General features: G+C 65.9%; 22 protein-coding genes. 7 read left to right on the top strand and 15 right to left on the bottom strand.

The features are described 5' to 3' along the window. Positions 1 to 185: 185 nt before the first annotated feature. Complete coding sequence (locus IPV08_RS04115) at positions 186 to 515, top strand: multidrug efflux SMR transporter (protein WP_056428514.1); 330 nt, start codon at positions 186 to 188, stop codon at positions 513 to 515. Positions 516 to 567: 52 nt separating this feature from the next. Continuing rightward, positions 568 to 1767, top strand: a complete 1200-nt coding sequence (locus IPV08_RS04110) for a serine hydrolase (protein WP_207410877.1) — start codon at positions 568 to 570, stop codon at positions 1765 to 1767. Positions 1768 to 2232: 465 nt separating this feature from the next. On the opposite strand, the gene IPV08_RS04105 is transcribed toward IPV08_RS04110, so the two are convergent. The 7 genes from IPV08_RS04105 to IPV08_RS04075 form a co-directional block, all read right to left on the bottom strand. Then, positions 2233 to 2571, bottom strand: coding sequence for a GIY-YIG nuclease family protein (locus tag IPV08_RS04105; RefSeq protein ID WP_207410876.1), 339 nt, complete (start codon positions 2569 to 2571; stop codon positions 2233 to 2235). Continuing rightward, a complete protein-coding gene (locus IPV08_RS04100) occupies positions 2568 to 3695 on the bottom strand; it encodes a DGQHR domain-containing protein (RefSeq protein WP_207410875.1) in 1128 nt (375 codons plus the stop codon). The genes IPV08_RS04105 and IPV08_RS04100 overlap by 4 nt, the downstream gene beginning before the upstream one ends. Positions 3696 to 3942: 247 nt before the next feature. Further along, a complete protein-coding gene (locus tag IPV08_RS04095) occupies positions 3943 to 4338 on the bottom strand; it encodes a winged helix-turn-helix domain-containing protein (RefSeq protein ID WP_207410874.1) in 396 nt (131 codons plus the stop codon). Positions 4339 to 4869: 531 nt separating this feature from the next. Then, positions 4870 to 6408: a DUF4105 domain-containing protein gene (locus IPV08_RS04090; protein ID WP_348646070.1), complete on the bottom strand. Its 1539-nt coding sequence runs from the start codon at positions 6406 to 6408 to the stop codon at positions 4870 to 4872. 509 nt (positions 6409 to 6917) lie between these two features. Then, entirely contained in the window at positions 6918 to 7823 is a 906-nt protein-coding gene (locus IPV08_RS04085) for an NAD(P)/FAD-dependent oxidoreductase (RefSeq protein ID WP_207410873.1), read from the bottom strand. Beyond that, positions 7813 to 8277 (bottom strand): Rrf2 family transcriptional regulator, encoded by a 465-nt coding sequence (locus tag IPV08_RS04080; RefSeq protein WP_056428528.1) that lies wholly within the window; start codon positions 8275 to 8277, stop codon positions 7813 to 7815. Before IPV08_RS04080 ends, IPV08_RS04085 begins: the two co-directional genes overlap by 11 nt. Before the next feature lie 218 nt (positions 8278 to 8495). Beyond that, positions 8496 to 9518: a helix-turn-helix domain-containing protein gene (locus IPV08_RS04075; RefSeq protein ID WP_246747777.1), complete on the bottom strand. Its 1023-nt coding sequence runs from the start codon at positions 9516 to 9518 to the stop codon at positions 8496 to 8498. Between the two features lie 392 nt (positions 9519 to 9910). On the opposite strand from IPV08_RS04075, the gene IPV08_RS04070 reads away from it, so the two are divergent. After that, positions 9911 to 10201 carry a hypothetical protein gene (locus IPV08_RS04070; RefSeq protein WP_056428532.1) on the top strand — a complete coding sequence of 97 codons (291 nt, stop codon included), beginning with the start codon at positions 9911 to 9913 and terminating at the stop codon, positions 10199 to 10201. A gap of 153 nt (positions 10202 to 10354) precedes the next feature. Here the strand turns inward: IPV08_RS04070 and IPV08_RS04065 are convergent, their stop codons facing one another. The 5 genes from IPV08_RS04065 to IPV08_RS04045 form a co-directional block, all read right to left on the bottom strand. Next, complete coding sequence (locus tag IPV08_RS04065; protein ID WP_207410872.1) at positions 10355 to 11434, bottom strand: UV damage endonuclease UvsE; 1080 nt, start codon at positions 11432 to 11434, stop codon at positions 10355 to 10357. A 293-nt stretch (positions 11435 to 11727) separates the two neighbouring features. After that, the gene (locus tag IPV08_RS04060) at positions 11728 to 12123 is read right to left on the bottom strand and encodes a hypothetical protein (protein ID WP_207410871.1); all 396 of its coding nucleotides are present in this window, start codon (positions 12121 to 12123) and stop codon (positions 11728 to 11730) included. 31 nt (positions 12124 to 12154) lie between these two features. Continuing rightward, the gene (locus IPV08_RS04055; protein WP_207410870.1) at positions 12155 to 12358 is read right to left on the bottom strand and encodes a hypothetical protein; all 204 of its coding nucleotides are present in this window, start codon (positions 12356 to 12358) and stop codon (positions 12155 to 12157) included. 281 nt (positions 12359 to 12639) lie between these two features. Next, complete coding sequence (locus IPV08_RS04050) at positions 12640 to 13233, bottom strand: cyclase dehydrase (protein WP_207410869.1); 594 nt, start codon at positions 13231 to 13233, stop codon at positions 12640 to 12642. 66 nt (positions 13234 to 13299) lie between these two features. Next, entirely contained in the window at positions 13300 to 14472 is a 1173-nt protein-coding gene (locus IPV08_RS04045) for a zinc-dependent alcohol dehydrogenase (RefSeq protein WP_207410868.1), read from the bottom strand. A 510-nt stretch (positions 14473 to 14982) separates the two neighbouring features. Between IPV08_RS04045 and IPV08_RS24425 the strand changes: the two genes are divergently transcribed. Continuing rightward, complete coding sequence (locus tag IPV08_RS24425; protein ID WP_246747776.1) at positions 14983 to 15297, top strand: hypothetical protein; 315 nt, start codon at positions 14983 to 14985, stop codon at positions 15295 to 15297. A gap of 45 nt (positions 15298 to 15342) precedes the next feature. Here the strand turns inward: IPV08_RS24425 and IPV08_RS04035 are convergent, their stop codons facing one another. From IPV08_RS04035 to IPV08_RS04025, 3 genes are all read right to left on the bottom strand, one after another. Beyond that, a complete protein-coding gene (locus IPV08_RS04035) occupies positions 15343 to 16122 on the bottom strand; it encodes a hypothetical protein (protein ID WP_207410867.1) in 780 nt (259 codons plus the stop codon). 216 nt (positions 16123 to 16338) lie between these two features. Next, positions 16339 to 17046 carry a GNAT family protein gene (locus IPV08_RS04030; RefSeq protein ID WP_207410866.1) on the bottom strand — a complete coding sequence of 236 codons (708 nt, stop codon included), beginning with the start codon at positions 17044 to 17046 and terminating at the stop codon, positions 16339 to 16341. After that, positions 17043 to 17681 carry an FMN-binding negative transcriptional regulator gene (locus IPV08_RS04025; RefSeq protein WP_207410865.1) on the bottom strand — a complete coding sequence of 213 codons (639 nt, stop codon included), beginning with the start codon at positions 17679 to 17681 and terminating at the stop codon, positions 17043 to 17045. The genes IPV08_RS04030 and IPV08_RS04025 overlap by 4 nt, the downstream gene beginning before the upstream one ends. A gap of 54 nt (positions 17682 to 17735) precedes the next feature. On the opposite strand from IPV08_RS04025, the gene IPV08_RS04020 reads away from it, so the two are divergent. The 3 genes from IPV08_RS04020 (at position 17736) to IPV08_RS04010 (ending at position 22119) form a co-directional block, all read left to right on the top strand. Then, positions 17736 to 19289 carry a PLP-dependent aminotransferase family protein gene (locus IPV08_RS04020; RefSeq protein WP_246747775.1) on the top strand — a complete coding sequence of 518 codons (1554 nt, stop codon included), beginning with the start codon at positions 17736 to 17738 and terminating at the stop codon, positions 19287 to 19289. A 242-nt stretch (positions 19290 to 19531) separates the two neighbouring features. Then, the gene (locus IPV08_RS04015; protein WP_207410863.1) at positions 19532 to 21565 is read left to right on the top strand and encodes a nitrate- and nitrite sensing domain-containing protein; all 2034 of its coding nucleotides are present in this window, start codon (positions 19532 to 19534) and stop codon (positions 21563 to 21565) included. 107 nt (positions 21566 to 21672) lie between these two features. Then, positions 21673 to 22119 carry a cupin domain-containing protein gene (locus tag IPV08_RS04010; protein ID WP_056428555.1) on the top strand — a complete coding sequence of 149 codons (447 nt, stop codon included), beginning with the start codon at positions 21673 to 21675 and terminating at the stop codon, positions 22117 to 22119. The last annotated feature ends 48 nt before the right edge of the window (positions 22120 to 22167 follow it).

Genomic DNA, 22167 nt, shown 5'->3' with positions numbered 1-22167 from the left:
GTTTCGACCGCCATCGGACGGGCCTTCGTGCGCCATCCGACACGCGAAATTAACGGCCCCCGTGCTTTTGAAATCCGTGGCCGTACCGCGCGATTCCGCCGCCGGCCTCGGACATGACGCGGACATCGCCATGCGGATGGCCACGGATTCCGCTTTCAGCCTGCCCCCGCACGGACGCCTCGCAGATGAACCCCTACCTCCTCCTTGCCTTCGCCATCAGCGCCGAGGTGACGGCGACCCTCGCCCTCAAGGCCGCCGACGGCCTGACCAAGCCGCTGCCGACCATCGTCGTGGTGCTGGGCTACGGCACGGCGTTCTGGCTGATGTCGAACAGCATGAACATGCTGCCGATCGGGATCGTCTACGCGATCTGGGCCGGGGTCGGCATGGTCGGCGCGGCGGTCGGCGGCGCGCTCCTGTTCCAGGAGCCGATCACCCTGCCGATGATGATCGGGATCGCGGTGATCGCCGTCGGGGTGACGATCCTCGCCTCGGGCCAGACCGCGCCTCACTGAAGGACAGGGCTCCGCCGGCGGCCGGGGCCGGCCAAGAGGTGTACCGAGCGTCATGTCGAGATTGCACCGCCTCCGGCCCCGCTTCCGTCGGCCTTGGCTCGCCGGGACGCTGATCTGCGCCGGGATGCTGGGTGGGATGGCTGCCGCCATCGGGCCGCTGCTCGGCGTGCCGAACCCGGTCACCTTGGCGGCCCTCGCCATCGTCGAGCCTTCCTCGGTGGGCACCTGGTTCGCGAGCCGCGCGGTGGCGGCCGGACGCTCGTCCCGCGCTCTGCCCGCCCGGCCCCGCGCGATTCTCGGCCACGTCCCCTGGAAGGGACACAATGTTCCTCTGGCGCAGATGCTGGAGGCGACCCACACCAACGCCCTGCTGGTGACCCAGGACGGCGTCCTCGTCCATGAATGGTACCGCCCCGGTTCGGGGCCGGCGACGCTGTTCCCGTCCTGGTCGGTGGCGAAATCGGTGGTCTCACTGCTGGTCGGGCAGACGATCGCCGAGGGCAAGCTCGCCGAAACGGACCATGTGGCGACCCTGCTGCCGTATCTGCGGGGCGAGCCGGCCTTCGGCCGCATCACCGTCCGCGACCTCCTCGACATGACGAGCGGACTCGCGGTGCCGGAGAATTACGACCCGTGGAACCCCCTGGTGGGGACCGCCGGCATGTACCTCACCCGCGACATCCGCGATTTCGTGCGCGACCACGCCACCCTGTCGTCGAAGCCCGGCAGCACCGGCCAATACCGTAGCATCGACACCGAAATCCTCGGCCTGATCCTCGCGGAGGTTCAGAAGAAGCCCCTGGCCGACCTCCTCTCGGACGCGATCTGGAAGCCCATGGGCGCGGAGGCGAACGCGACCTGGAATCTCGACCGGCCGGGGGGAACGGAGAAGGCCTTCTGCTGCATCAACGCCGTGGCGCGGGACTTCGCCCGCCTGGGGCTGATGGTGGCCGACCATGGCCGCGTCGGCGGCACGAACATCGTTCCCCCGCGCTGGATCGAGCGGATCGAGACCCCGGCCCGCAGGGATGTCGACGGCTGGCCCTACTCTGCGCAATGGTGGCACGTGCCGGAGGGCGACGACGACATCTCCGCCATCGGCGTCTATGGCCAGTACATCTACATCAACCGCCAGACCGGCACCGTGATCGTCAAGCTCAGCGATCACGGCGCCGAGCAGGACGAAGAGGACACGCTGGCGGTGATGCTGGCGATCTCCCGCGCGCTGGCCGCGACCCGCCCGGCGCACTGAGGCGAAGGGCCAGGCCGCGGGACCACACGGCTCTCCCTGTCATCCGAGCCAAGGGTATAGGCCGATGATGCGCAATCTCAGTTGTTCGGCATGGACTTGCACAGACGCATCTTCAGCCTCGATGCCTATGCCGAGGGCCTATTTTTATTTGCTTGTCCAGGATCTTAACCTCATCCTGAGGTGCCGCGTAGCGGCCTCGAAGGAGGCATCCAGGGATCGCTTCGGTGTCTGGAGGGCTCCTTCGAGGCCCGCTAACGCGGGCGCCTGAGGATGAGGTAAAGCCTTGGAACAACAACTTGAACCGGGCTACATCGATCTAGTGGGGAACATCTGACGTTTGGTACTTGCCGCAGGGTCCGCTTTCGACCCATGGCAGACGGTCGCCCCAACCGTTCCATGATGCAAATCAGCGGACGCCTAGAATGGAGCCCTTTCGATCATTTGAATGAGTGGATTGATCGATGGTTATGTTGAGATCGGCGAGTAGGCCTTATTAAGGAATGGCAGCGACGCCTCCTCGATCATATGTATGTTCATCCACGTTCTCTCGACTTTATTCGTATCGGGTGTCTTGAGCCACCAGAACAAGATTGCCCGACCAAGTGGCGTGATGGCGGTCTTTTCAGGACTGTCGAGATGCTGACCGAACCGGCGACGCAAGCTCGTGGCAAGACCCACATAGAGAACATCCTGCGTGAACGTGGTCAGCGCGTAGCAACCCGCACAGTCGGGGATGAAGTGCTCCCTATCCCTGCGGAAGGCTTCACGAACAGTCGGGGCCGGATTGAGAATATGAACCTTCATATCTCGATCTCGCCAACCATGGATTGCTTGTGAAGCGCCTTCGCCAACTCCTGAGTAACAATATTTATCGCGCCAGAATTAAGATAACTAGCTTTTCCGCCCTTCGCCCACCATTCGGAATGGCCAACTCCAGCATAATCGCCCTCAACGTTATCGAAGCATTTGGACAGCATCGATGTCATAAATGGAACGGTGTACTTGCCCTGCTCCTGTAGTTTCATAAAGAACGGAATGGAAAATCGGCAGAACAGATCGACACCGTTGTATTTGTAAAGTACTGTTGCATTCTCATCATCGATTACCGATGAAATCGCTCTCCAGTAATTGGCAAAAATCTTTTTCTCTTTTTCGAAATCGTTGATGACCGAGAGTGGGTTGTTGGCTGTGAGGACATACTTGACGATCGCCGTAACGAATGACCTTTGATTGACGGTCGCGGTATCCGATGTGTCGTTCGCCATTAGGATTTTGCCGAACCAAGGCGAGTCGGGCGTTTCATTCAAGTAAGCAACCATCTTGACGGCCTTATCAACCTCGCCGCGCTCGACAATGTTTGAGATCCACTTAGGTAGGCTCGGCAGCTCCTCAATGTTGATGGCATCGGTTAGACGGGCAATGATGCGCTGTTCGACGGATTTATCGACGCTCTTCTGTGTTGTGTTGACGATCAGGAAGTGGCACATCTGCGCAATGCGCGAGAGGTTGACCGCGATATTAACCGGCACCTCGAATTCGAGGACGCGAGTATCCCTCAACGCAGCCATCTTCAGCCCCTCGACGCGGTGCTGGCCATCCACGACGCTGAACGGGCCTACCGCAGCGGTATCAATGGTGATCGTGTTGGTCTTAGGGTCGAACGGCAGCGACTTGTCCGTCGCCAAGAGAATGGATGTTGGAAGGAATGCGTCCTGGCTGTTCTGGCCTTTGACGATGTAGTCGGCCAATCGCTTTGCCCGCGTGGTATTCAAGAGGCGCTGATAGCCGGTATCGTCAGTATTGTCGGGATCGAGCGTTTCGACCGAATAGAATTTATCTTGCGTCAGATCTTTGACTTTGATTGATGTCGCATACAGAACAAGATCGCCCTGTTTCACACGGGCAGCCGGAATTGTCAGCACGGTCATGAGGTCCCTCTAGTTTCAGGCAAACTAGCATGACGGGGCACCGTTGCCCAACCCTACGTTGCTCTTATCTTTGCGATTGCGGGTGCGTTTAATTTGCTAGGCGTTCTGAGCCTCGATACCGCGTGCAGCTGACGGCATAGCTACGGGCGTGGACGCGCAAGTATTACCGCCCACATTGTGCCAGTAGATATCTGAACAAGGCCCCAAATAATCTGACGTAATTTTCTCATGATCTATCTAGTAGAAATTAGCCGAGTCTCTTCTCCGCCTTCAGCCTCTTTAAATCCAAAGAGATGGTTGGTTGAGAGACGCCGAGCTGGTCCGCGATGGCGGCTTGCGAATGCCCATCCCTATCGAGCTGCGCCACGATTTCGCGCCTTTCATTCGCGTCGACATTGCTTTTGTTGTAGACAGTCATCTGCCGGAAATTCTTGTTGGCCTTGAATTTGTGAGAGACAACCCTGCCATCGGATTTCTCTACGTGGACGTTCACAAACCCCGACGAGCCGGATATCTTGAACTTGTCCTCCACTTCAATGCCGAACTGGTCCGTCAGGACTTGCATAGACGCCTGTGGCCTCACGGCCACTGCCTTGCTCCGGGTGGTCTTAATGATGGGCTTCATGCGCACGCTCTTGGTCATACCGCTCTCCATCGCCTGATATGATTCATGGAAAATCATTAGCAGACGCTTCGACCGGGTCAACCGGGTAGCGATGCGGATGCGTTCCTGTTGCGAAAGTCTTTAACTGTGGGTGGATGAACCGTCCGCTTCCCACTCATCTCGGACGCTCAGGACGGGTACCGTCCGTCAGACTTCGACCACCTAATCAACGACACCACGGAAAAACGCGGAAGCGCCGGCTCTATCCACCCGCCATCGTTGATCCGCGTCCTGATACGATACGGTTCGCCAGGACGTGTGCGTGAGAAAGGCCGGCGGCCGGTGCCATGGCGGCGGACGACGTGGAGGTCGTCGAGCGGCAGGAATGGAACCCGGCCGTCGTCACCGACCGGCGGAAGCGGTTCTTGTCGCTCCGGCACGCTGAAACGGCGACGCTGTGGCTGGGTACCATGGGGATCTGCATATCCCCATCGCGCCAGGGTCGCCCGAACCTTCCGGGGCCTGGTCGTCCCCATCGGATGTCAGACCGACCCACTGCCCTCCGCCGGCCTATGACGCCGGCGAGCGCCGTCGGGCGAGGCTCCGCATCCGCGCCACCGCCTCGGCGCGCCAGTTGCGCAGGAGCCGCCGCTTCACGCCGTTCCAGCCGATCGCCTGGACCGGCGAGACGGGATCGATCAGGGCGCTGAGCGCCCGCGAATAATCGAGCACGAGACCCGGCGTCCATGTCATCGCGCCCGCACCGTTGCGCAGGAGCGCGGCCGCCCAGAATTCCGGGCTCATCGCCGCCTGGGCGAGGGTGCGCCACGGCTTGCCGTTCCGGTTGAACGCGCCCTCGACGGCGGCGTCGAGGGCACAGGCCACCGTCGTCGAGCAGTTCCGCGCGACGAGGTTGTAGGTCGTGTCGCGACGATAGGCGGCCCAGAAGCGCCTCAGGCGCGCACCGTCGATTCCGTGGAGGGTGACCGTCACGGTGGCCTCACACCAATCGTCCGCCTCCTCGCGGTAGCTCGGCAGGAAGCGGCCCGGCACGTCGTTTTCCGGGCCGGCGCGCAGGGTCGCGCGGAGATGGTCGGGCGAGCGGTCGATCTCCACGGCGGGGTAGTGGCTCACATAGAGCGCCCCCTCCTCGCCCGGCTCGCCGAGCTCCAGGGCGGCATGGCCGGTGGAGATGTGGCCGTGCCCGTTCACCGAGATGACGTAGCGATGCACCAGGCGCTGCCGGACCGGGATCGACGCCGTTCCGGTCGGCGTCCAGACATGGACGGTCAGCGCTTCCGGGCCGGTCCCGGCCAAAGGCGGCTCAGGAACTAAGTGCGACTCGGGAGCCAAGTTTTGTTCAGGCGCCACGGGAGGGCGACGCAACCGCAGCCCGAGGATCGCCACCTTGATCCCGCTCAGGATCAGGAAGGCCCCGATGCAGAACCCGACCGTGCCGGCGTACCAAGTGGGCCAGGGTTGCAGCGTGACGATGCCGAGGGCGACTCCCAACAGCCCGTGCGCCGCCGACAGGCGCCAGCCCGGAAAGCGCAGCACATTCGAGAGCGCGAAGCGCGACAGGCCATCGAACAGGAAGGCGGCCCCGAACAGCATCGCGAGCAGGAACGTGCTCGCGGGCGAGGCCAGCATCGTCAGCACCGCCACCACGAGGAGGAGCACCGCCTTGAGCAGGCGCAGCCGACGCGCGGCGCCGGTGGCGACGAGGCCGCGGACGAACGAGCCCACCGCCTCGAACACGAGGAGGAGACCGAACCAGCGGTCGGGAATGTGGAGGGCCCCGTCGAAGGCGTCGATCACGAGCGCGAGGCCGAACGCCGTCCAGACGAGCCCCGCCCCCGTCACGATGCCCCACCGCTTGTGAACCGCGTCGCGCCCGACCAGCAGCAGCCAGAGCGGGAGCGCCATCTGGCGCGAGGGAGCCTCGGAGGCGGCGAGGAGATCGTCGACCGGGTTGCCGCTTCCCTTGCGCAGGGCAAGGCTGAGCACCCCCTGTTCCTTCGGGCTCAGCCGTTCCGGAACGGCGGCGCCATCGAGGGGGGACGCCTCTGTCGCGGAGCCGTCGTGGTATGGTTGAGGCCGTATGGTCACGGGTGATCGCCCCTCGGAACGCGACGTCTCCTACCCCCAGAGGCCAGAACAAGGCAAAGGTTCGCTTAAGACCGCCGCATCGTCGCGGTCTTTTCTCGAATTGACCGCGTGTCCTCCACCGTGCAGCAAGCCCTTGGCGCGGCCAAAGCGGAGGACCGGCGACCGAGCGAGCGGACGACACGCGCCGCCCCGACCGGTCCCGCTCAGGACCTTTAGCTCCCCTCGGTTTCCCGGCAGCTCGGTTTCTCGGGGGCCATGACGATGGGCTGGCGTGAAGGGCCGGATCGATGCCCAGAGAGCGAAAAGCCCACATGCGGCGAACCAGGACCCACCCTTTGCGCTGAAAGCTCCTCGCCGAGAGGGTCTCTGGCTATCCACGCAATGGAGTGACCGTGTTGTTCTTTTCCAGTTTGGAACGGCGGTCTCCATGGCTGGCATGGATCGGAACCCGTCCGTCCGCTCTACGGCGGGGTTAGGTGAAAAGCAGGTGCGACAGCATCCGCACGGGGTCAGGCAGCCAGGCTTGCGAAGACGAGGGACTGGTGCACGGAAACGCCCGCCGTCACACCGTCCGCCACGGACCAACTCACGCTATGGGGGGCGCGGGCGATGTCGCCCGCAGCGTAGACACCCGCCACCGTCGTCAGTTTGCTGGAATCCGTGCGGATGACCGGACCGAACGGTCCCTCGTCCAGCGCGCAACCCAGACGTTCCGCGAGCGGGCTGTTCAAGCGTGAACGCGGTGCGAGATAGAGGGCATCGACCGCGACCGTTCGGCCGTCCACGAGCCGCACACCCGACAACGTATCGCCGTCGCCCGTGAGAGCGACCAGCGGAGCCGGCTCGATCTCGATGCCCCGTTGGACGAGCCGGGTATGCGTTGCCTCATCGGGCCTATCACCGCCGTTGAGGTAGAGTGTCGTCGGCCCCCATTCGGCGATCAGCAAAGCCTGGTGGGCGGACATCGGCGATAGCGCGAGCACCCCCAGCTTCCGCTCCGCGAATTCATAGCCATGACAATAGGGGCAGTGGAGGACGCTCTTGCCCCAGCGCTCGGCAAGGCCGGGCAGGTCCGGCAGAACGTCCGAGATACCGTGAGCGAGAACGAGGCGGGCGGCGTGCAGGGTCTCTCCACCCGCCAGGACGATGGCGAAGTCCTGGCCCACGCGGGCGTCCACCACCTCCCCCGCCACGAACGTCACCTGAGGGTACCCCGCGAGCTGCGCGCGCGCCTGCGCGATCATCGCCCGGGGGTCGCTTCCGTCCTGACCGAAGAAGCCGTGGGAGGCCGCCGCGAAGCGGTTCCGCGGGTTGCCCGTATCGATCACGCAGACCGAGCGTCGCCCGCGGGCGATATAGGTCGCCGCCGACAAGCCGGCGAAGCTGCCCCCCACGATGATCACGTCAAATGCCATGGGCCTGCTCCAGGGTGAGGGTGCCGCCCCGTGCGGCGAGACGGGCGTGGAAATCGGCACTGAGGGCCGCGAGGGTGACGCGGCCGAACTGCTCCAGCAGCAGCGCTTCGGCCTCGCGGAAGCCCGTATCGAGGGCGGCGTTCACGGCCTGCTCGACGAGGCAGCCCGGCGATTCCGTGCGGTTGCCGATGGCGAGGAGTGCGGGCGAACCGAGCGCGACGTAGATGTCGCGAAGGGTGATCTCGTGCAGTTCGCGCGCGATCGTCCAGCCACCACCGTGCCCGCGCTCGGACCGGACGAAGCCCGCCTCGCGCAGTCCGGCCATGATGCGGCGCACGACGACCGGATTGGTCTGCATGGCGGCGGCCAGCACCTCGGAGGTCACCGGGCCCGGCTCCTCGGCCATGTGGAGCAATACGTGGAGAATGCCGGACAGGCGGCTATCGCGTCTCATGTAGCAAACGATGTTACATAAGAGGGCACACGTCAACCCGGACGGGGCTCCTGTCCGTGAGGAATGGATTTCTGCCAACCTGCTTCCGGGCACGAAACGCCCTCGGCGGGCATCGTCCAGGGTATCCGCCGGGGCCTAACCGAAGGCCGGACCGGTGCGAGGGGGATGCGGCCGCCGTCTTACGCGGTCGAACTCGTCGGCACACCCGGGTGAGGAGCTCATCGCGTTTCGCGCAGCCACTTCCAGACGTGCTGCACCGTCCCCTGACCGCTGGTCTGCTGGACCACCCGACGCTCGCCCCGCCAGGCCTGAGGCGGCGCGCCGAAGCGGTTGCGGAAGCTGCGGCTGAGCTGCGAGGCACTGCTGAAGCCGAAGACCTCGGCCAGACGGGCAAGGGTGCGCGTCTCCATCGGATCGGCCAGCGCGTCGCGCATGGCCTTCAGGCGCTCGCCTTGCACGAAGTGCATCACGCCCCCTTCCGGCTCGAACAGCCGATAGAGCGTGGCCCGCGAGACCCGCATCTGTCCGCCGATGAAGGCGGGCGACAGGTCGGACCGGGACAGGTTTTCCTGCACGATCATTCTGGCCAGCGCCATCAGGCCGCCATCGAGGTCGCGGCCTTCGAGCACGTCCTTGGCCCGCGAGGGATCGAGCAGGCGGCGCAGGAAGCCGACGAACTCGACGGCGAGAGCCGGGGCGTCGTCGAGGCGCGTGGTCGGCAAGCGACGGTAGAGGTCCAGAATGCGGGCGGAGAGCAACCGGTTGCGGGCCGCATCGAAGAGCATCTCATGATCTTCCAGCGGCAACCCATGGAGGCGGGCGCAGGGGACGACGATGCCGGTCGTATCGGCGCGGTCGAGCATGCCATCGAGCAGGTGACGGCGGCCGATGAAGGTCACGGTGCCGGCCGAGGCCGCGATCGCTTTACCCGCGACGGTGCCCTGAAATCGGCCGGACCTGTAGAGTTGGACGGTGTACTGGTCGGACCCGGCATCGACACGTCGGCGATCGCGCTGGAGCCGCTGGGTCGAGAGCAGGGTGCGATGAGCGACGAGGTCGTCGATCGGGTACGCGATGTTGGTGCCGAAAGGCAGGACGGCGGAGCGCGTCGTCGGACTGACCTCGTACATCGGCGCAAGGAGCGTGCGCCATCGCTCGAAGGCCTCTCCGGGTGGCAAGCCCGACGTCGTCAGGCAGAAGTACGGCAGGCCCGGTTCAGCCGTCGTGTCATCTGCACCCAACGAGCCAAATCCTTCGTCACCCAACCCGTCGAAGCAACGACGTTAGGCATGAAGTCCTTGATGAGGCAACCGAAATGCACGTCGGTGGTCCGTGGAGCGTAAAAGCGTCGCAACCCGGCCGGAGAACCGCTTCGGGCGACACCCCATGTCGGCTTCTCCGGCGAGATCGGGTGGGAGTCGGACTATCCGCGTGCCGCCGCGCCGCCGACATCCTTTTGCCGCCCGAAGCGAATCTGTGATCAGGCCCTCGACATCAGAATTCGACCGACGGAAACCGTGAGTCTGCGATCCCGGCCCGGGACCGTCCACGGCAAACCCGCCCTTCCCGTGAGATCGACCCTTGGTCCGTTGGGCCGGTTGTCGAGGCCGCCGGCTGCTGCCATGGTCGCGGAATGGCATATGCACCTCCCTCCCGTTACTCGCCGGCCGAATTGATCGAACAATTGCGCGAAGCCGCCGAGGAGATCGCGCCCGAACTTCCCGGCATCCGGGCGGAGGAGACGCTGGAGGGCGAGGCGGCCCAGACCATCGAGGAGATGGCCGAAGCCCTGATGCGGATCGCGAACGGCGCGCCGCGCCCCCAGGACCTCGCCCGCGCCGCCCTGGAGGCCAAGGCTCCCCTGAAGCCGATCGGCCGCCCCAAGAGCACCGTCGTCAAGATGCAGAAGCCGACGCGCCGCTGATACCAAGCCTCACTGATCCTGACCTATAGGTCAGGATCAGTGAGATCCGGCGGACGACCGCCGCCGCGCCGTCGCGCGGGCAGACCTCGATGAGTCAAGCTCATCGAGGTCTGGTATGGGACGAGCCAAATCCCCGCGCGGCGAGGCCTCGCCTCAGGCCGCAGCGCTGGCGCCCGCAAAGCCCTCCACTTGCCCGATCTCGGCGGCGATCCCGGTGGAGGCAAGGTTCTTGCCCTTCGCCTCGATCTCGAAATCGGCCCAGGCGAGGTGCCGGGCCACGAGGGCGTTGAGCGCCCGGTTGCCCATCAGGTGCGAATGGGCCGCGATGTCGCGCCAATTGTGCCCGGCTCCCACCAGAGCGGCGTAATCGGGCAGCGTGTCCGGGTCGTGCCCCTCCAGCAAAGCCTCGCGCGAGAGGCTGATATGGGCGATCGGGCGCACGCCGCGCCAGGAGGCGCGGATGCGGGCGATCCGCTCGTCATCGGGCTCGATATAGACGCCGCCGCTCTGGACCCAGTGGTGGTGCAGGTCGAGCACCACCGGAACGCGGTCGGCCAGGTCCAGCACGGTGTCGAGGCCGAAAGCGTTCTCGTCGTTCTCCACCGTCAGCAGGTCGCGCGCGGTCTGCGAGAGCTTGGGCAGGCTGGCGCGAAACCCGTCGATGCCGGGGTCGCGGGCGCCCACATGGATGTTGATATGGGCGCCATGCGGGTGCCAGCCCGCGCCATACCCCATCATCGCCATCAGCTCGGCATGGTATTCGAGTTCGGAGATGCCGTTGCGCTCGGCATTGGGGTTGCGTGAGGCGATGACGCAGAACGGCCCGGGATGGAAGCTGAGGCGGACGCCGCCCTCCCGCGCGCGCTCGCCGACCCGCGCGAGACCGGCTTCCACGAGGGCGACCATCTCGGGCTCTGCATAGATCGCCCGCGCGACCTCGTGGGTGTAGCCGGGCAGGACGTTGCTCGCCATCCGCAGCAGGCGCTCCAGGGGCGGCCGCGCCGCCACCCAGGCGATCTGCCGTTCCAGCGCCGCGAGGTTGTGTCGGGCGAGGCTCTCGAGCTTGGCCCGCCGCGCCGACGGCGCGAGCTTGTCGAGATGACTCATGGTGGTGTGAGACAGGTTCATGTGAAGCGTCGCCTCGCGGGCGGCCTTCAGCGTCTTGAAACTGGCGGGATCGTCGTCGAGCACGAAATTGCAGCAGAAACCGAGGCGGGGCGTGTCCATCATCATGGGGGGATAACGGCGAGGCCCGGCTTTGGTGTCGCCGGTCCCGACGGATTCGGGATGTACCATGACCGAGCCGGTTTGATCGAATGTCTCAGCGGATGTGCATGCTGATGTCGGTCGTCCGCCAAAGTCGATCGTCCGACCCGACCACCTCATCCTGAGGTGCCCTTCGCTTCGGCGAAGGGCCTCGAAGGAGCCCTCCAGATACCGAAGCGTTCCCTGGAGCCCTCCTTCGAGGCCGCTCCGCGGCACCTCAGGATGAGGTGAAGCTTTGGAAAATCACCTAAAAAGGGCTCTCAGTCCAGGCACATCGTGAAATACAGCTGCCTGGTCCGCTCCAGGGCCTGGAACCCCTCGGCGCGCGGGTTGAGGAGTTCCGGCCCCTCCGGGACGCGGCCGAAGAACGCGCTCGACGGATCGGCCACGAAGCCGCGCTCGCCGATATAGAGCCCGTCCCGGTTCTTCACGTTGACCGAGCCACAGATCCACCCGCCCTCCGCCTTGCGCAACGCCGTCACCTTCGAGTCGAGCGCGCCGAAACGCTCCCCCACCATGCCGAGAATCGTCGCCGCCACGGCCTTGCCGATGACGACGTCGGACCCGTCCTCGACCCGCTGCGCCCGCGCGGGGCCGGACAGGGCCGCCAGCAGCAGGAGCACCCCCGCGACGAGACTCTTTGAGCGGCCCGTCATCGGCCGTGGCCGAACCATGACGCGACGGCCCTTACTGCGCCGGACCCGTTCCGCCGCCAGCGGTCGCCGGTTTGGCATCGGAGATCAAAATGTCGAGGGATAGGCGCACGATCTCCAGGGCGCTCACGCCCTTGGTCGCGGCCTCCGCCTCGACCTTCGCCCGGTCGGCGGACGGCATCCCATCGAAGATCGCCTGCGCGACTCCGACCGACGCGTGCTTGTGATGTTCGCCCACGATCAAACCCGCCGGATGATGGTGAGGCCAAAGCTCTCATTGGATACTAATAAGTATTTCATGAGAACACCCGGAGCCTGCACTCGGAAAAGATGAGCCCTCTTCTTCCTTACATTGCAGCCGAGATCAACTCGTTTCAGGGTGGAGGTTGGGGGGAGCTGTTTGCCCGTCAGCAGGGTGACGGAGGAACCTGTGGTTGGGCGTGACCGTGTGCGTGTTCTCCGCCCCTCGGGGCTGCGTTCGACCCGGAGCGGCAGCATTCCGTAGACCGTAGGACGGGTTCAGGCGTTCGTGAGCGCCCAGGGACGCATCGCCTCGGGGCCGATGATGTCGGGTGGCGGCTTGAAGTCACGGGCCGCGCCCCGCATCGCCTCGGGACGCCGTGGGAAGCCGCTCCGGCGGCGGTAATCTCGCCGGACCTTGTCGGACGGGGCAAGGGGTGCTTCCGAAAGGCTCCGCGCACAGATCACATCGACGGCCGTGACGCCGACGAGTGCCACAAGGGCGATCAACACGTTGTCCTTGCGCGAATTCTGCGGATCGAGCCCGGGCAGAACCGTAGCGACATCGAGGGCGTCTCCTGCGACGCGGGCCGACACCCAAGGGGTCGGATCATGCGAGCCCAGGATCCCGGCACCCTGCACGAGTTCACGCACACCGTAGGCTCGGATGACCGGAGCGACGCGCGGCATCCCGAGCCAGCGAGCCAGGGCGTCGGCACACACCACTTCGGTCAGCCCAAGACCGACAGAGAACCAACCCAACCCACGGGTGAGTTCCCTCGTCCCGGGATCGGGTCTTCGACGCGGCTCCGAGACGAGATAACTCGGCAGAGTCGAGCGCCCGGAAGCGCGGTTCTGGTCGCGGTGAGACATGCGGACGTCCTCCCTGCCGCAGTGGGGCCAAGCCAGCCCGGTCAACAAGACGGGCCGGGGACACAATCAGGGTCTGAGCACCACCTTGATGCAGTTGTCCTTCTTGTCACGGAAGGTCTTGTACATCTCCGGTCCTTGTTCGAGCTTGGCCCGGTGAGTGATGACGAAGGAGGGATCGATCTGCCCGTCGTCGATGCGCTTGACGAGGTCGTCCGTCCACCGATTCACGTGGGTCTGGCCGGTGCGGATGGTCAGACCCTTGTTCATCAGGGCTCCCATCGGCATCTTGTCGACGAGCCCACCATAGACGCCCGGAATCGAGAGGATTCCGGCGGGCCGACAGACGTAGATCATCTCGCGCAGCACTGCAGCGCGGTCGCTCTCCAGCATCACCGCCTGCTTCAGCCGGTCGTAGGCGTGTTCGAGGGCGCGGGGGGAATGCGCTTCCATGCCGACGGCATCGATGCACTTCTCCGGGCCCTTGCCGCTCGTCAGCTCGTTCAATCGTTCGACCGTGCTTTCCTGGCTATTGTCGATGGTGATCGCACCGCCGGCGCGCGCCATCTCGAGGCGCTCGGGTACGCTGTCGATACAGACTACCTGTCTGGCCCCGAGGAGAAGGGCGGAGCGCAGCGCCATCTGACCGACGGGGCCGGCACCCCAGATTGCAACCGTATCGGTCGGCTGGATATCGGCCTGCACCGCCGCTTGCCAGCCGGTGGGGAAGATATCACCGAGAAACAGCACCTGCTCGTCGCTGAGATTCTCGGGCACCTTGATGTGCGTCTTATCGGCGAACGGCACGCGGACGTATTCGGCTTGGCCGCCCTGGTAACCACCGGTGAGATGGGTGTACCCGAACAAGCCCGCGGTGGTGTGCCCGAAAACCTTGTCGGCGATGTCCTTGTTGCGATTCGTGCGCTCGCAGACGGAGAAGTAACCGCGCTTGCACTGGTCGCACTCGCCGCAGATGATCGTGAAGGGCACGACGATGCGCTCACCTTTTCTGAGCGCACCGTTGACGCCTTTGCCTGTCTCGACGACCTCGCCCATGAACTCGTGGCCCATGACGTCGCCCTTCTCCATGCCGGGCATGAAATGGTCGTAGAGGTGCAGGTCCGAACCGCAGATCGCGCAAGCGGTTACCTTGATGATCGCATCTCGATCATCTTCGATCTTGGGATCCGGAACCGTATCGCAGCGGATATCCTGAGTCCCGTGCCAAACCAGTGCTCTCATGGAACGTCTCCCTAAAGCGCAGGAAGGATTTCAAGCCCGTGGAACGATGTGCCTAACTAATAGATATCCGAGCCAAAATCGATTTGTGGCGCAACAACATATGATGCAGCCAGAATGACATTCCATTTCGTATATTATGTTGGTTTTCACCGACGTTAATCACGCAGGCTGGACAATGAATAGCCTCTCGATGACTGGATTGACCTTGGAATGCGGCGGGTCACGTCCAGCGAAGATGAAGTGATCCGGATTGTCTCGAGGACATGGACGGCACGTCGACTGTCCCGCGGCCCTTATTGGGTTTCGTTCCTCGCATATGCTCCCGGTGGATAGCACGATACGATCCACGGCGGCGCGGGCGACGATCAGGTTGCGGCAGGCTCGGGGGCCGACACGATCTCGGACACGTCCGGCCTGAACCTCATCCTCGGTGAAGCCGGAACCGACCTGATCATCTTCGCCGATACGGCAAGCGGCGAGGCCGATGGAGGAGCGGACAACGACGCATTGTTGGACACGTCATCCGGCTCGGTCACCCTTTACGGCGGTTCAGGCGACGACAGCTTCTCCTATGATGGCGTCGGACTCACTATCATCGACGACTCGTCCGGAGCCCTCGACCTCTTGCTGTTCAGCAACGTAACGGATCTCGGTACGCTGGACTTCCTGCGGAATGGCAACGACTTGATCTTTGCCGCCCAGGACGATGCAGATTTGAGCCATGCTGTCGTCGTCAACGCGTGGTTCAGTTCGGCCGACAGCGTCGATTACATCGCAAACAAGGACTCGACGCAGATCCTCAATTTGTATGATCTTTTCGGGTAATCACCCGACCTTCCGGTCCGGCAAGCAACGCTTGCCGGACCGATCTCAGTTTCTGCCGGGCATGTTATCACGCACCAGAGCGGAGAGTTCCGCAAGCTCCTTGTCTCTGACAGCAGTGCGCTTCTCGTAGTCAGTGGTGTCGATCTGCGCGAGGTCGATCTGCTCTTTTAACGATTCAAGGATTTGCTGCTTAAATTGCTCGGACGTTGGAGTATCACCGTCGTTCTTTGTTACCGTCCCGTCCTTATAAATCATATATAGAAAATTTTCGTCACCGAACCCCAGCGTATCGTATCCTCCAATGGAGAGTCCTCGATCGCTGGCCAGCTTTAGAACGGCCTCTTTCTCCTTACCCTCTAGAACAACCGCCGGCACAGGTTTTATAGTGAGCAATTTATTATATTTTTCTTCTTTTTCGGAAAGTTGAGATCTCGCTGAAAATACTGGGGCAAACTCAGCGTCATCGTGCATTTTTTGCTTAAATAGATCAAAATATTTCGTTATAACAGCCTCTCTTGCGTTTCCAGCCTCTTCAAGGGCCTTCTCGAAAGCATTGGAGTCGTCCGCCAGTGCTGACATAAGCGGCATACGACCCGCTTCATTCAATCTCGATACGATCGTCGCGTTCGCACCGCCATCGCCATTCAGGCGGTCCATTGCGGCTTTCGCCGCGGGTGAAAGCGAGAGCACCACGGCAGGCCCCGCGGCTCGTGTTTCGCCCCCGCTCGGAACAGGGGTCTTGGCAGGATCCGCCGGCTCGCTCCGTAGCGCTTGCGCCAGCGTGATCTGGGTTGCGCCGTAGCGATTGACATCGGTATTGATCAATCTCGCCTCCTCGGATGGGGAATCAGCCTGATCTTCCTCAACCGTAGGGTGCACTTCTTCAACGAGGGGTTAATGACGGGCCGGTCGGCTTTGGACCGGTTCGAGCGGGTGGAACCGGCCGGGATGTGGATGCGGTTCGATGTCCGGCCTTCGGAGGGAGCCGGCTGGCGTCACCCGCGAGGTTTTGGATCTCTCGATGGCGATCGACGGGAGCCTTCAGGGGCTTCCCCCCCGCAGGGCCGCGAGGCTCCGCCTCTGGCGCCCCGCATCGTCGAAATTCTCCGGGGCGAGCCAGGCGGCGAAGGCCTCCCGCAGGCGGGGCCAGTCCGCATCGGTCACCGCGAACCAGGCCGTGTCGCGGGAGCGGCCCTTGGTGACGATGGCGTTGCGGAAGATGCCCTCGAAGGTGAAGCCGTAGCGCAGAGCCGCCGCGCGGGAGGGCGCGTTGAGGCTGTCGCATTTCCACTCGTAGCGGCGATATCCGAGGTCGAAGGCGCGGGCCATCATCAGGGCCATCGCCTCGGTGGCGGCGGGGTTCCGGGCGAGGCCGGGGCCGAACTGGAGATGGCCGACCTCGATACAGCCATGGGCCGGCTCGATCCTGAGATAGGCCGCCAGACCGAGGGCGCGGCCGGTGGCGGCGTCCAGGATGGCATGATGCATCGGGTCACGGCTCCGGGCGATCTCGACCAGTCGCGCGCGATACTCCGCCTCGTCCGCCGGGGGCTCTCCGGGCAGGTAGGTCCAGCGCGCCGGGTCGTACGCCAGGGCGCCGAAGAGGTCGCCCGCATGGCGCTCGGCGTCGAGGGGCTCGATCCGGCAGAACCGGCCCTGCAACGCCTCGCGCGGCGGGGGCGGCGGCGGGCTCCATTCCGGCAGGGCGGGGCCGATCGGCTGGCCGTAACGGTTCACGCGCTCGCTCATGCCCGCTGTCCCATTCTGTCGACGAGATCCGCCATGGCGTCGTCGCCGCCCGCATCCCGGCGCAAGCCCGCCGCGACGCCGGCGCGGTCCGCCTCCGAGCGGTTCTGGCTGACCTTCCATTTGCCGGTGAGCCGCGCAATCGGAATCTCGATGCCGACGATCCCCCTGATCTGCGCCGCCGTGAAGGCCGGCGGCGCGTCCGCCACCGACCAGGGCGCGTCCCGTCCGGCCTCGCGCATCCGCGTCAGGTCGTCGATCTGCCGGCGCAGCCAGGCCTCGTCCTCGATGACGCGCGGGCGGCCCCGTGCCTGCACGGTGGCGTAGTTCCAGGTCGGCACGACCTTCCCCGTCTCGCGCTTCGTCGCGTACCAGGAGGGCGTGACGTAGCGGTCGGGCCCCTGGAACACGACGAGGCATTCGGCGAGCCCGTCGAGGTCGCGCCAGTGCGGGTTGGCGCGGGCGAGATGCGCCCGGAGCGTGCCCGACTCCCCGGCCTCGCGGTCGAGCAGGAACGGGACCGGGTTGGCCATCAGCCCGCCGGCTCCAGTGCTCACCAGCAGGCCGAGCGGACAGGCGCGGATGAGGGCGGCCTGGGCTTCGAGATCGTCGCTCCGGAAATGGGGCGGCTCGTACATGATGATCCTCGGCGGGGCGTGATGTTCGCCGCCTCTGTTGACGTGAAGCGGATCATGCGGAAGATCCAGTTTCCGCATCCCGACTGGACCAGTTCGACGACGACCCGGCGCCGCCCTCCCCTTCCTCTCCAGCTCGCCCTCGATCCGCCGCCGGCCGGCGGGCCCCGTCGAGTGGAGACGAGCCTGCACGGGCGCGTGCGGAAGGCCGTGCGCGACGCGATCCTGTCGGGCCGCCTGCCGCCGGGAGAGCGCCTGCCCTCCTCCCGCAGTCTCGCGGAGGATCTCGGCTGCGCACGCGGCACGATCCTCCTCGCCATCGAGCAGCTCGTGGCCGAGGGCTACCTCACCACGCGTGCGGGCTCCGGCACCCGCGTCGCCGAGACCCTGCCCGACGATCTCCTGGTCCCACGCAATCCGGGCTCCCCCGCCCGCCCCTCGCCCGCGACGGCAGTGCTCTCGCGCCGCGGGGCCGCCATGGCCTCGGCACGGGGCGACGCCCCTCCGATCCCCGACGCCTTCGCCCTCGGCCGTCCCGCCCTCGATGCGTTTCCACGTGAAACCTGGGCGCGCCTGCTCCAGGCCGAGTGGCGGGCCGGTCCTCCCAGCCTGCTCCATCCCCTGGGCGAGCCGCGCCTGCGCCGAGCCCTGGCCGCCTATCTGTCGGCCGGGCGCGGGGTCGCCTGTCACGAGGAGGCGGTGATCGTCACGAGCAGCATCCGCCAGAGCCTCCGCCTCCTGGCCGAACTTCTGCTCGAGCCCGGCGAGGCGGCGTATATGGAGGAGCCCGGCTTTCCCGGTCTCGCGCACGCCCTGCACGCCGCCGGCCTGCGCACGGTCCCGGTGCCCTGCGACGCGGCGGGATTCTCGATCGCGCGGGCGCGGTCCATCGATCCCGGAGCGCGGCTGGCGGTGGTGACGCCGGCCCAGGGTCATCCCCTCGGCGCCACAATGAGCCTGGAGAACCGCCTCGCCCTCCTCGCCTGGGCGGAGGCGCAGGGTGGCTGGATCGTCGAGGACGATTACGACGGCGAGTACCGCTATGCCGGGCGGCCGCTGGCGCCGCTCCACGCCCTCGACCGGGCCGGACGCGTTCTCTATGTCGGCAGCGTCTCCAAGGTGCTCATGCCGGCCCTGCAGATGAGCTACCTCGTCCTGCCGGAAACCCTGGTGGAGCCCGTCCGCCGCGCCCTCACGGGCAGCGGAGGCTTCGCCTCGATCCTCGGACAGGGCGCGCTCGCCCGCTTCATCGACGAGGGCCATTTCGGCGCGCATCTGCGCCGGACGCGGCGTCTCTACGGGCAGCGACAGGCCGCCCTCGTCGCGGCAGGCCGCGACCTCCTCGGCGGGCTGCTGGAGGTGCCGCCCCGCGACGGCGGCATGCATCTGGTGGCTCGGCCCCCGGCCGGGGCGGCCTTCGACGATCTCACGGCGGTGGAAGCCTGCGCGCGTGCCGGCATCGCCACGACGGCGCTCTCGCCGCATTTCGCCGATCCGGCGCGCGCCGAGCAGGGGCTGCTTCTCGGCTATGCCTGCGTGCCGGAGCGTGCCGTCATACCGGCGGTGAGACGGATGGCCGAGGCGCTGAAGCCGAGAGGAGGGACGACCTGACGACGGTGTCGGCCTTATCCCGAGGCGATCGACATCCGGCCAGGAAGCCAACCGCCAAGTATTTTCCGCAGGAAATCAACCCGCACAAGGGGGAGTGGACCAGTTGTGCGACTTGGAGGCTTGCACGCACCGGTCTCCACACAATCGACCACACTCATTCCTCAAGTATATAACATTCTTTAACATTATTTATGCGTTCTCGCCGAGTGGATCGAGCCATCTCGGCAGATCAGGGTGCCAGCATGTCTTCCAGATGGTTCAATACGCTCCGCGCCCGCATCGTTGCGGTCGCCCTGGCACCCTGTCTCGCCTTCGGAGCCGTGACGGCGATCGCGGTCTCTGACCGGGCGACGCAGCGCAACGAGATGATCCGCGTCGAGGCGCTGGCCAGCCTCGCCACGCGGATCAGCGCCTTCCTGCACGAGGTCCAGCGCGAGCGCGGCGCGTCGAGCCTGTTCATCGGCTCGACGGGGAGCCAGTTCGCGCCCGAACTCGCGGCCCAGCGCGGCCGGACCGATGCCGGCATCCGCGACGTGAAAGCGGCCCTGGACGATCCGGCCTTCGGACGCCACCGGCAGGCGCTCGAACAGGATCTGGCCCGGCTGGCGGACCAGCGCCGTCGCATCGACGCGCTGGAACTGACCGGGCCGCAAGCCGCCGCCTTCTATACCGGACTGGTCTCGGAAGGGCTCGCCATCGTCCGCGAGATGGCGGGTCTCGTCGGCAATGCCGCCATCGCGGGGCGGGCCTCGGCCTATTCGGCCTTCCTCACCCTGAAGGAGCAGGCGGGCCAGGAGCGCGCGGCGGGGGCCGCCGCCTTCTCGGCGGGTCGCCTCGACCAGCAGGCCCTCGTCCGGCTCGCCGGCCTGGGTGGCGGACAGAGCTCCGCCGAGGCGCGATTCCGCGCCGGAGCGGAGGCTGACCAGGCGGCTCTGCTCGACGCGGTGGAGGCCTCCGAGGCCTCCCGTGAGACGGCGCGCCTGCGCAACCTCGCGCTGGATACGGCTTTGGGCGAAACGCTGTCCTTCCGCGACGCGCCGCTCTGGTTCCAGCTCGCGTCGAAGCGGATCGACGGCCTGAAGGGGGTCGAGGACCGCCTGAGCGCCGATCTGGTCGCCGCCGCCGCTGCGAACCGGACGGGGGCGGAGAGCGCGCTACTGGCCTGGCTGGTCGCCGGCCTCGCCACGTTCCTGCTCTCGGTGGGCCTCGCCTTCGGGCTGGGCGGAGCCATCGCCCGGCCGCTGACCCGGATGGCCTCGGTGCTCGATGCGATCGGCCGGGGAGACGAGGATGTCGCCGTGCCCCAGGGCGGCCCGCGCGAGGTCAGGGCCTTGTCGAAGGCGGCGGAAGCCTTCCGCGACAGCGTCGTCGAGCGCCGGCTGCATCGCGCCGAGCAGGAGCGTCTGGCGGCCTCGGTGGCGGCCCGGCAGCGGCAGGCCGTGCTCAGCCTCGCCGACGAACTCGAAGCGGCGGTGGGCGGCATCGTCGCCACGGTCTCGTCCTCGGCGACCGAGCTTCAGGCCACCGCCCGCAGCATGAGCGCCACGGCGACGCAGACGGCGGCCCAATCCACCAGCGTCGCCGCGGCGGCCGAGGAGGCGGCGGCCAATGTCGGCACCGTGGCGGCGGCGGCCGAGGAACTCGGCACCTCGGTGAGCGAGATCAGCCGGCAGGTCGACGGCTCGGCCGAGCTCGCCCGCCGGGCGGTCAGCGAAGCGAACCGGACGGCCGACCTCGTCCAGGCGCTCGACGGCTCGGTCTCCCGCATCGGCGACGTGGTCGTGCTGATCTCGCAGATCGCCGGCCAGACCAATCTTCTGGCGCTCAACGCCACGATCGAGGCGGCGCGGGCCGGCGAGGCCGGTCGCGGCTTCGCGGTGGTCGCCGCGGAGGTCAAGGAACTCGCCAACCAGACCGCACGGGCCACCGACGAGATCGGCCGGCAGATCGGCCTGATCCAGGGGGCGACCGGCGAGGCGGTCAGCGCCATCGGCGACATCACCGCTCGCATCCGCGAAATCGACGTCGTGGCGACCAGCATCGCGGCGGCGGTGGAGCAGCAGGGCGCGGCGACCCAGGAAATCGTCCGCAACGTCGCGGAAGCCTCGAGCGGAACGAGCGAAGTGACCGCGAATATCGGCGGCGTCGCCCAGGCCTCCGAGGAGACCGGCGCGGCGGCGAGCCAGGTGCTTTCGGCCGCCGCCGAACTGTCCCGCCAGGCGGACCGCCTCGGCACCGACGTCGCCCGCTTCCTCGCGACCGTGCGGGCCGCCTGAGGGGGCGGGCCCGTCTTCCTGGGGCGCATCGCGGCATCGTCGTTGGGGCGGGCGCGAAAAGTGGGTATCCTGCGCCGGCAATCAGATGGACAGCCCCAGGACACGCGATGGACAAGGACCCGACACATTCCAGCACGGCCGCCCATGCGGTGTTCGACGTCGCCGCCGCCGTGGCGACCCTGCCGGAGGCCTGTTCCACCATGGTGGCCGACCATCGCTTCGTCGACGTTCCGGCGGCGAGCGCGCGGGTGTTCCGGGTCTATTCGCCGACGCCGCCACACAGCCACGCCTCCTGCGACGAGTATCTCTACGTTCTTTCCGGCCGCTGCATGATGAAGTTCGCCGACGAACCCGCCGTCGAGGTTGGGCCGGGCAAGCTGGTGATGTTCCAGCGCGGCGTGGTGCATTCGGTGCCGGAGATCCTGGAGGAGCCGATGGTGTTCCTCTCCGTCGACACGCCCCGCCGCGAACCACGCGACATCCGCTTCGTCTCGGACGGCACCGGCACGCCCGACAGCTTCATGCGCCAATCGCAGCAGGCCCAGCAGCAATAGGGAACGCGCCCCCCCCTCTCCCCGCCGGGCGGGGAGAGGACGTCGTCC

This window comes from Methylobacterium sp. SD274 (assembly GCF_017355285.1).
In the GTDB taxonomy this organism is placed as follows: domain Bacteria; phylum Pseudomonadota; class Alphaproteobacteria; order Rhizobiales; family Beijerinckiaceae; genus Methylobacterium.
Note: the sequence above shows the minus strand (reverse complement) of the source record. Positions and strands in the feature narration are given on the sequence as shown.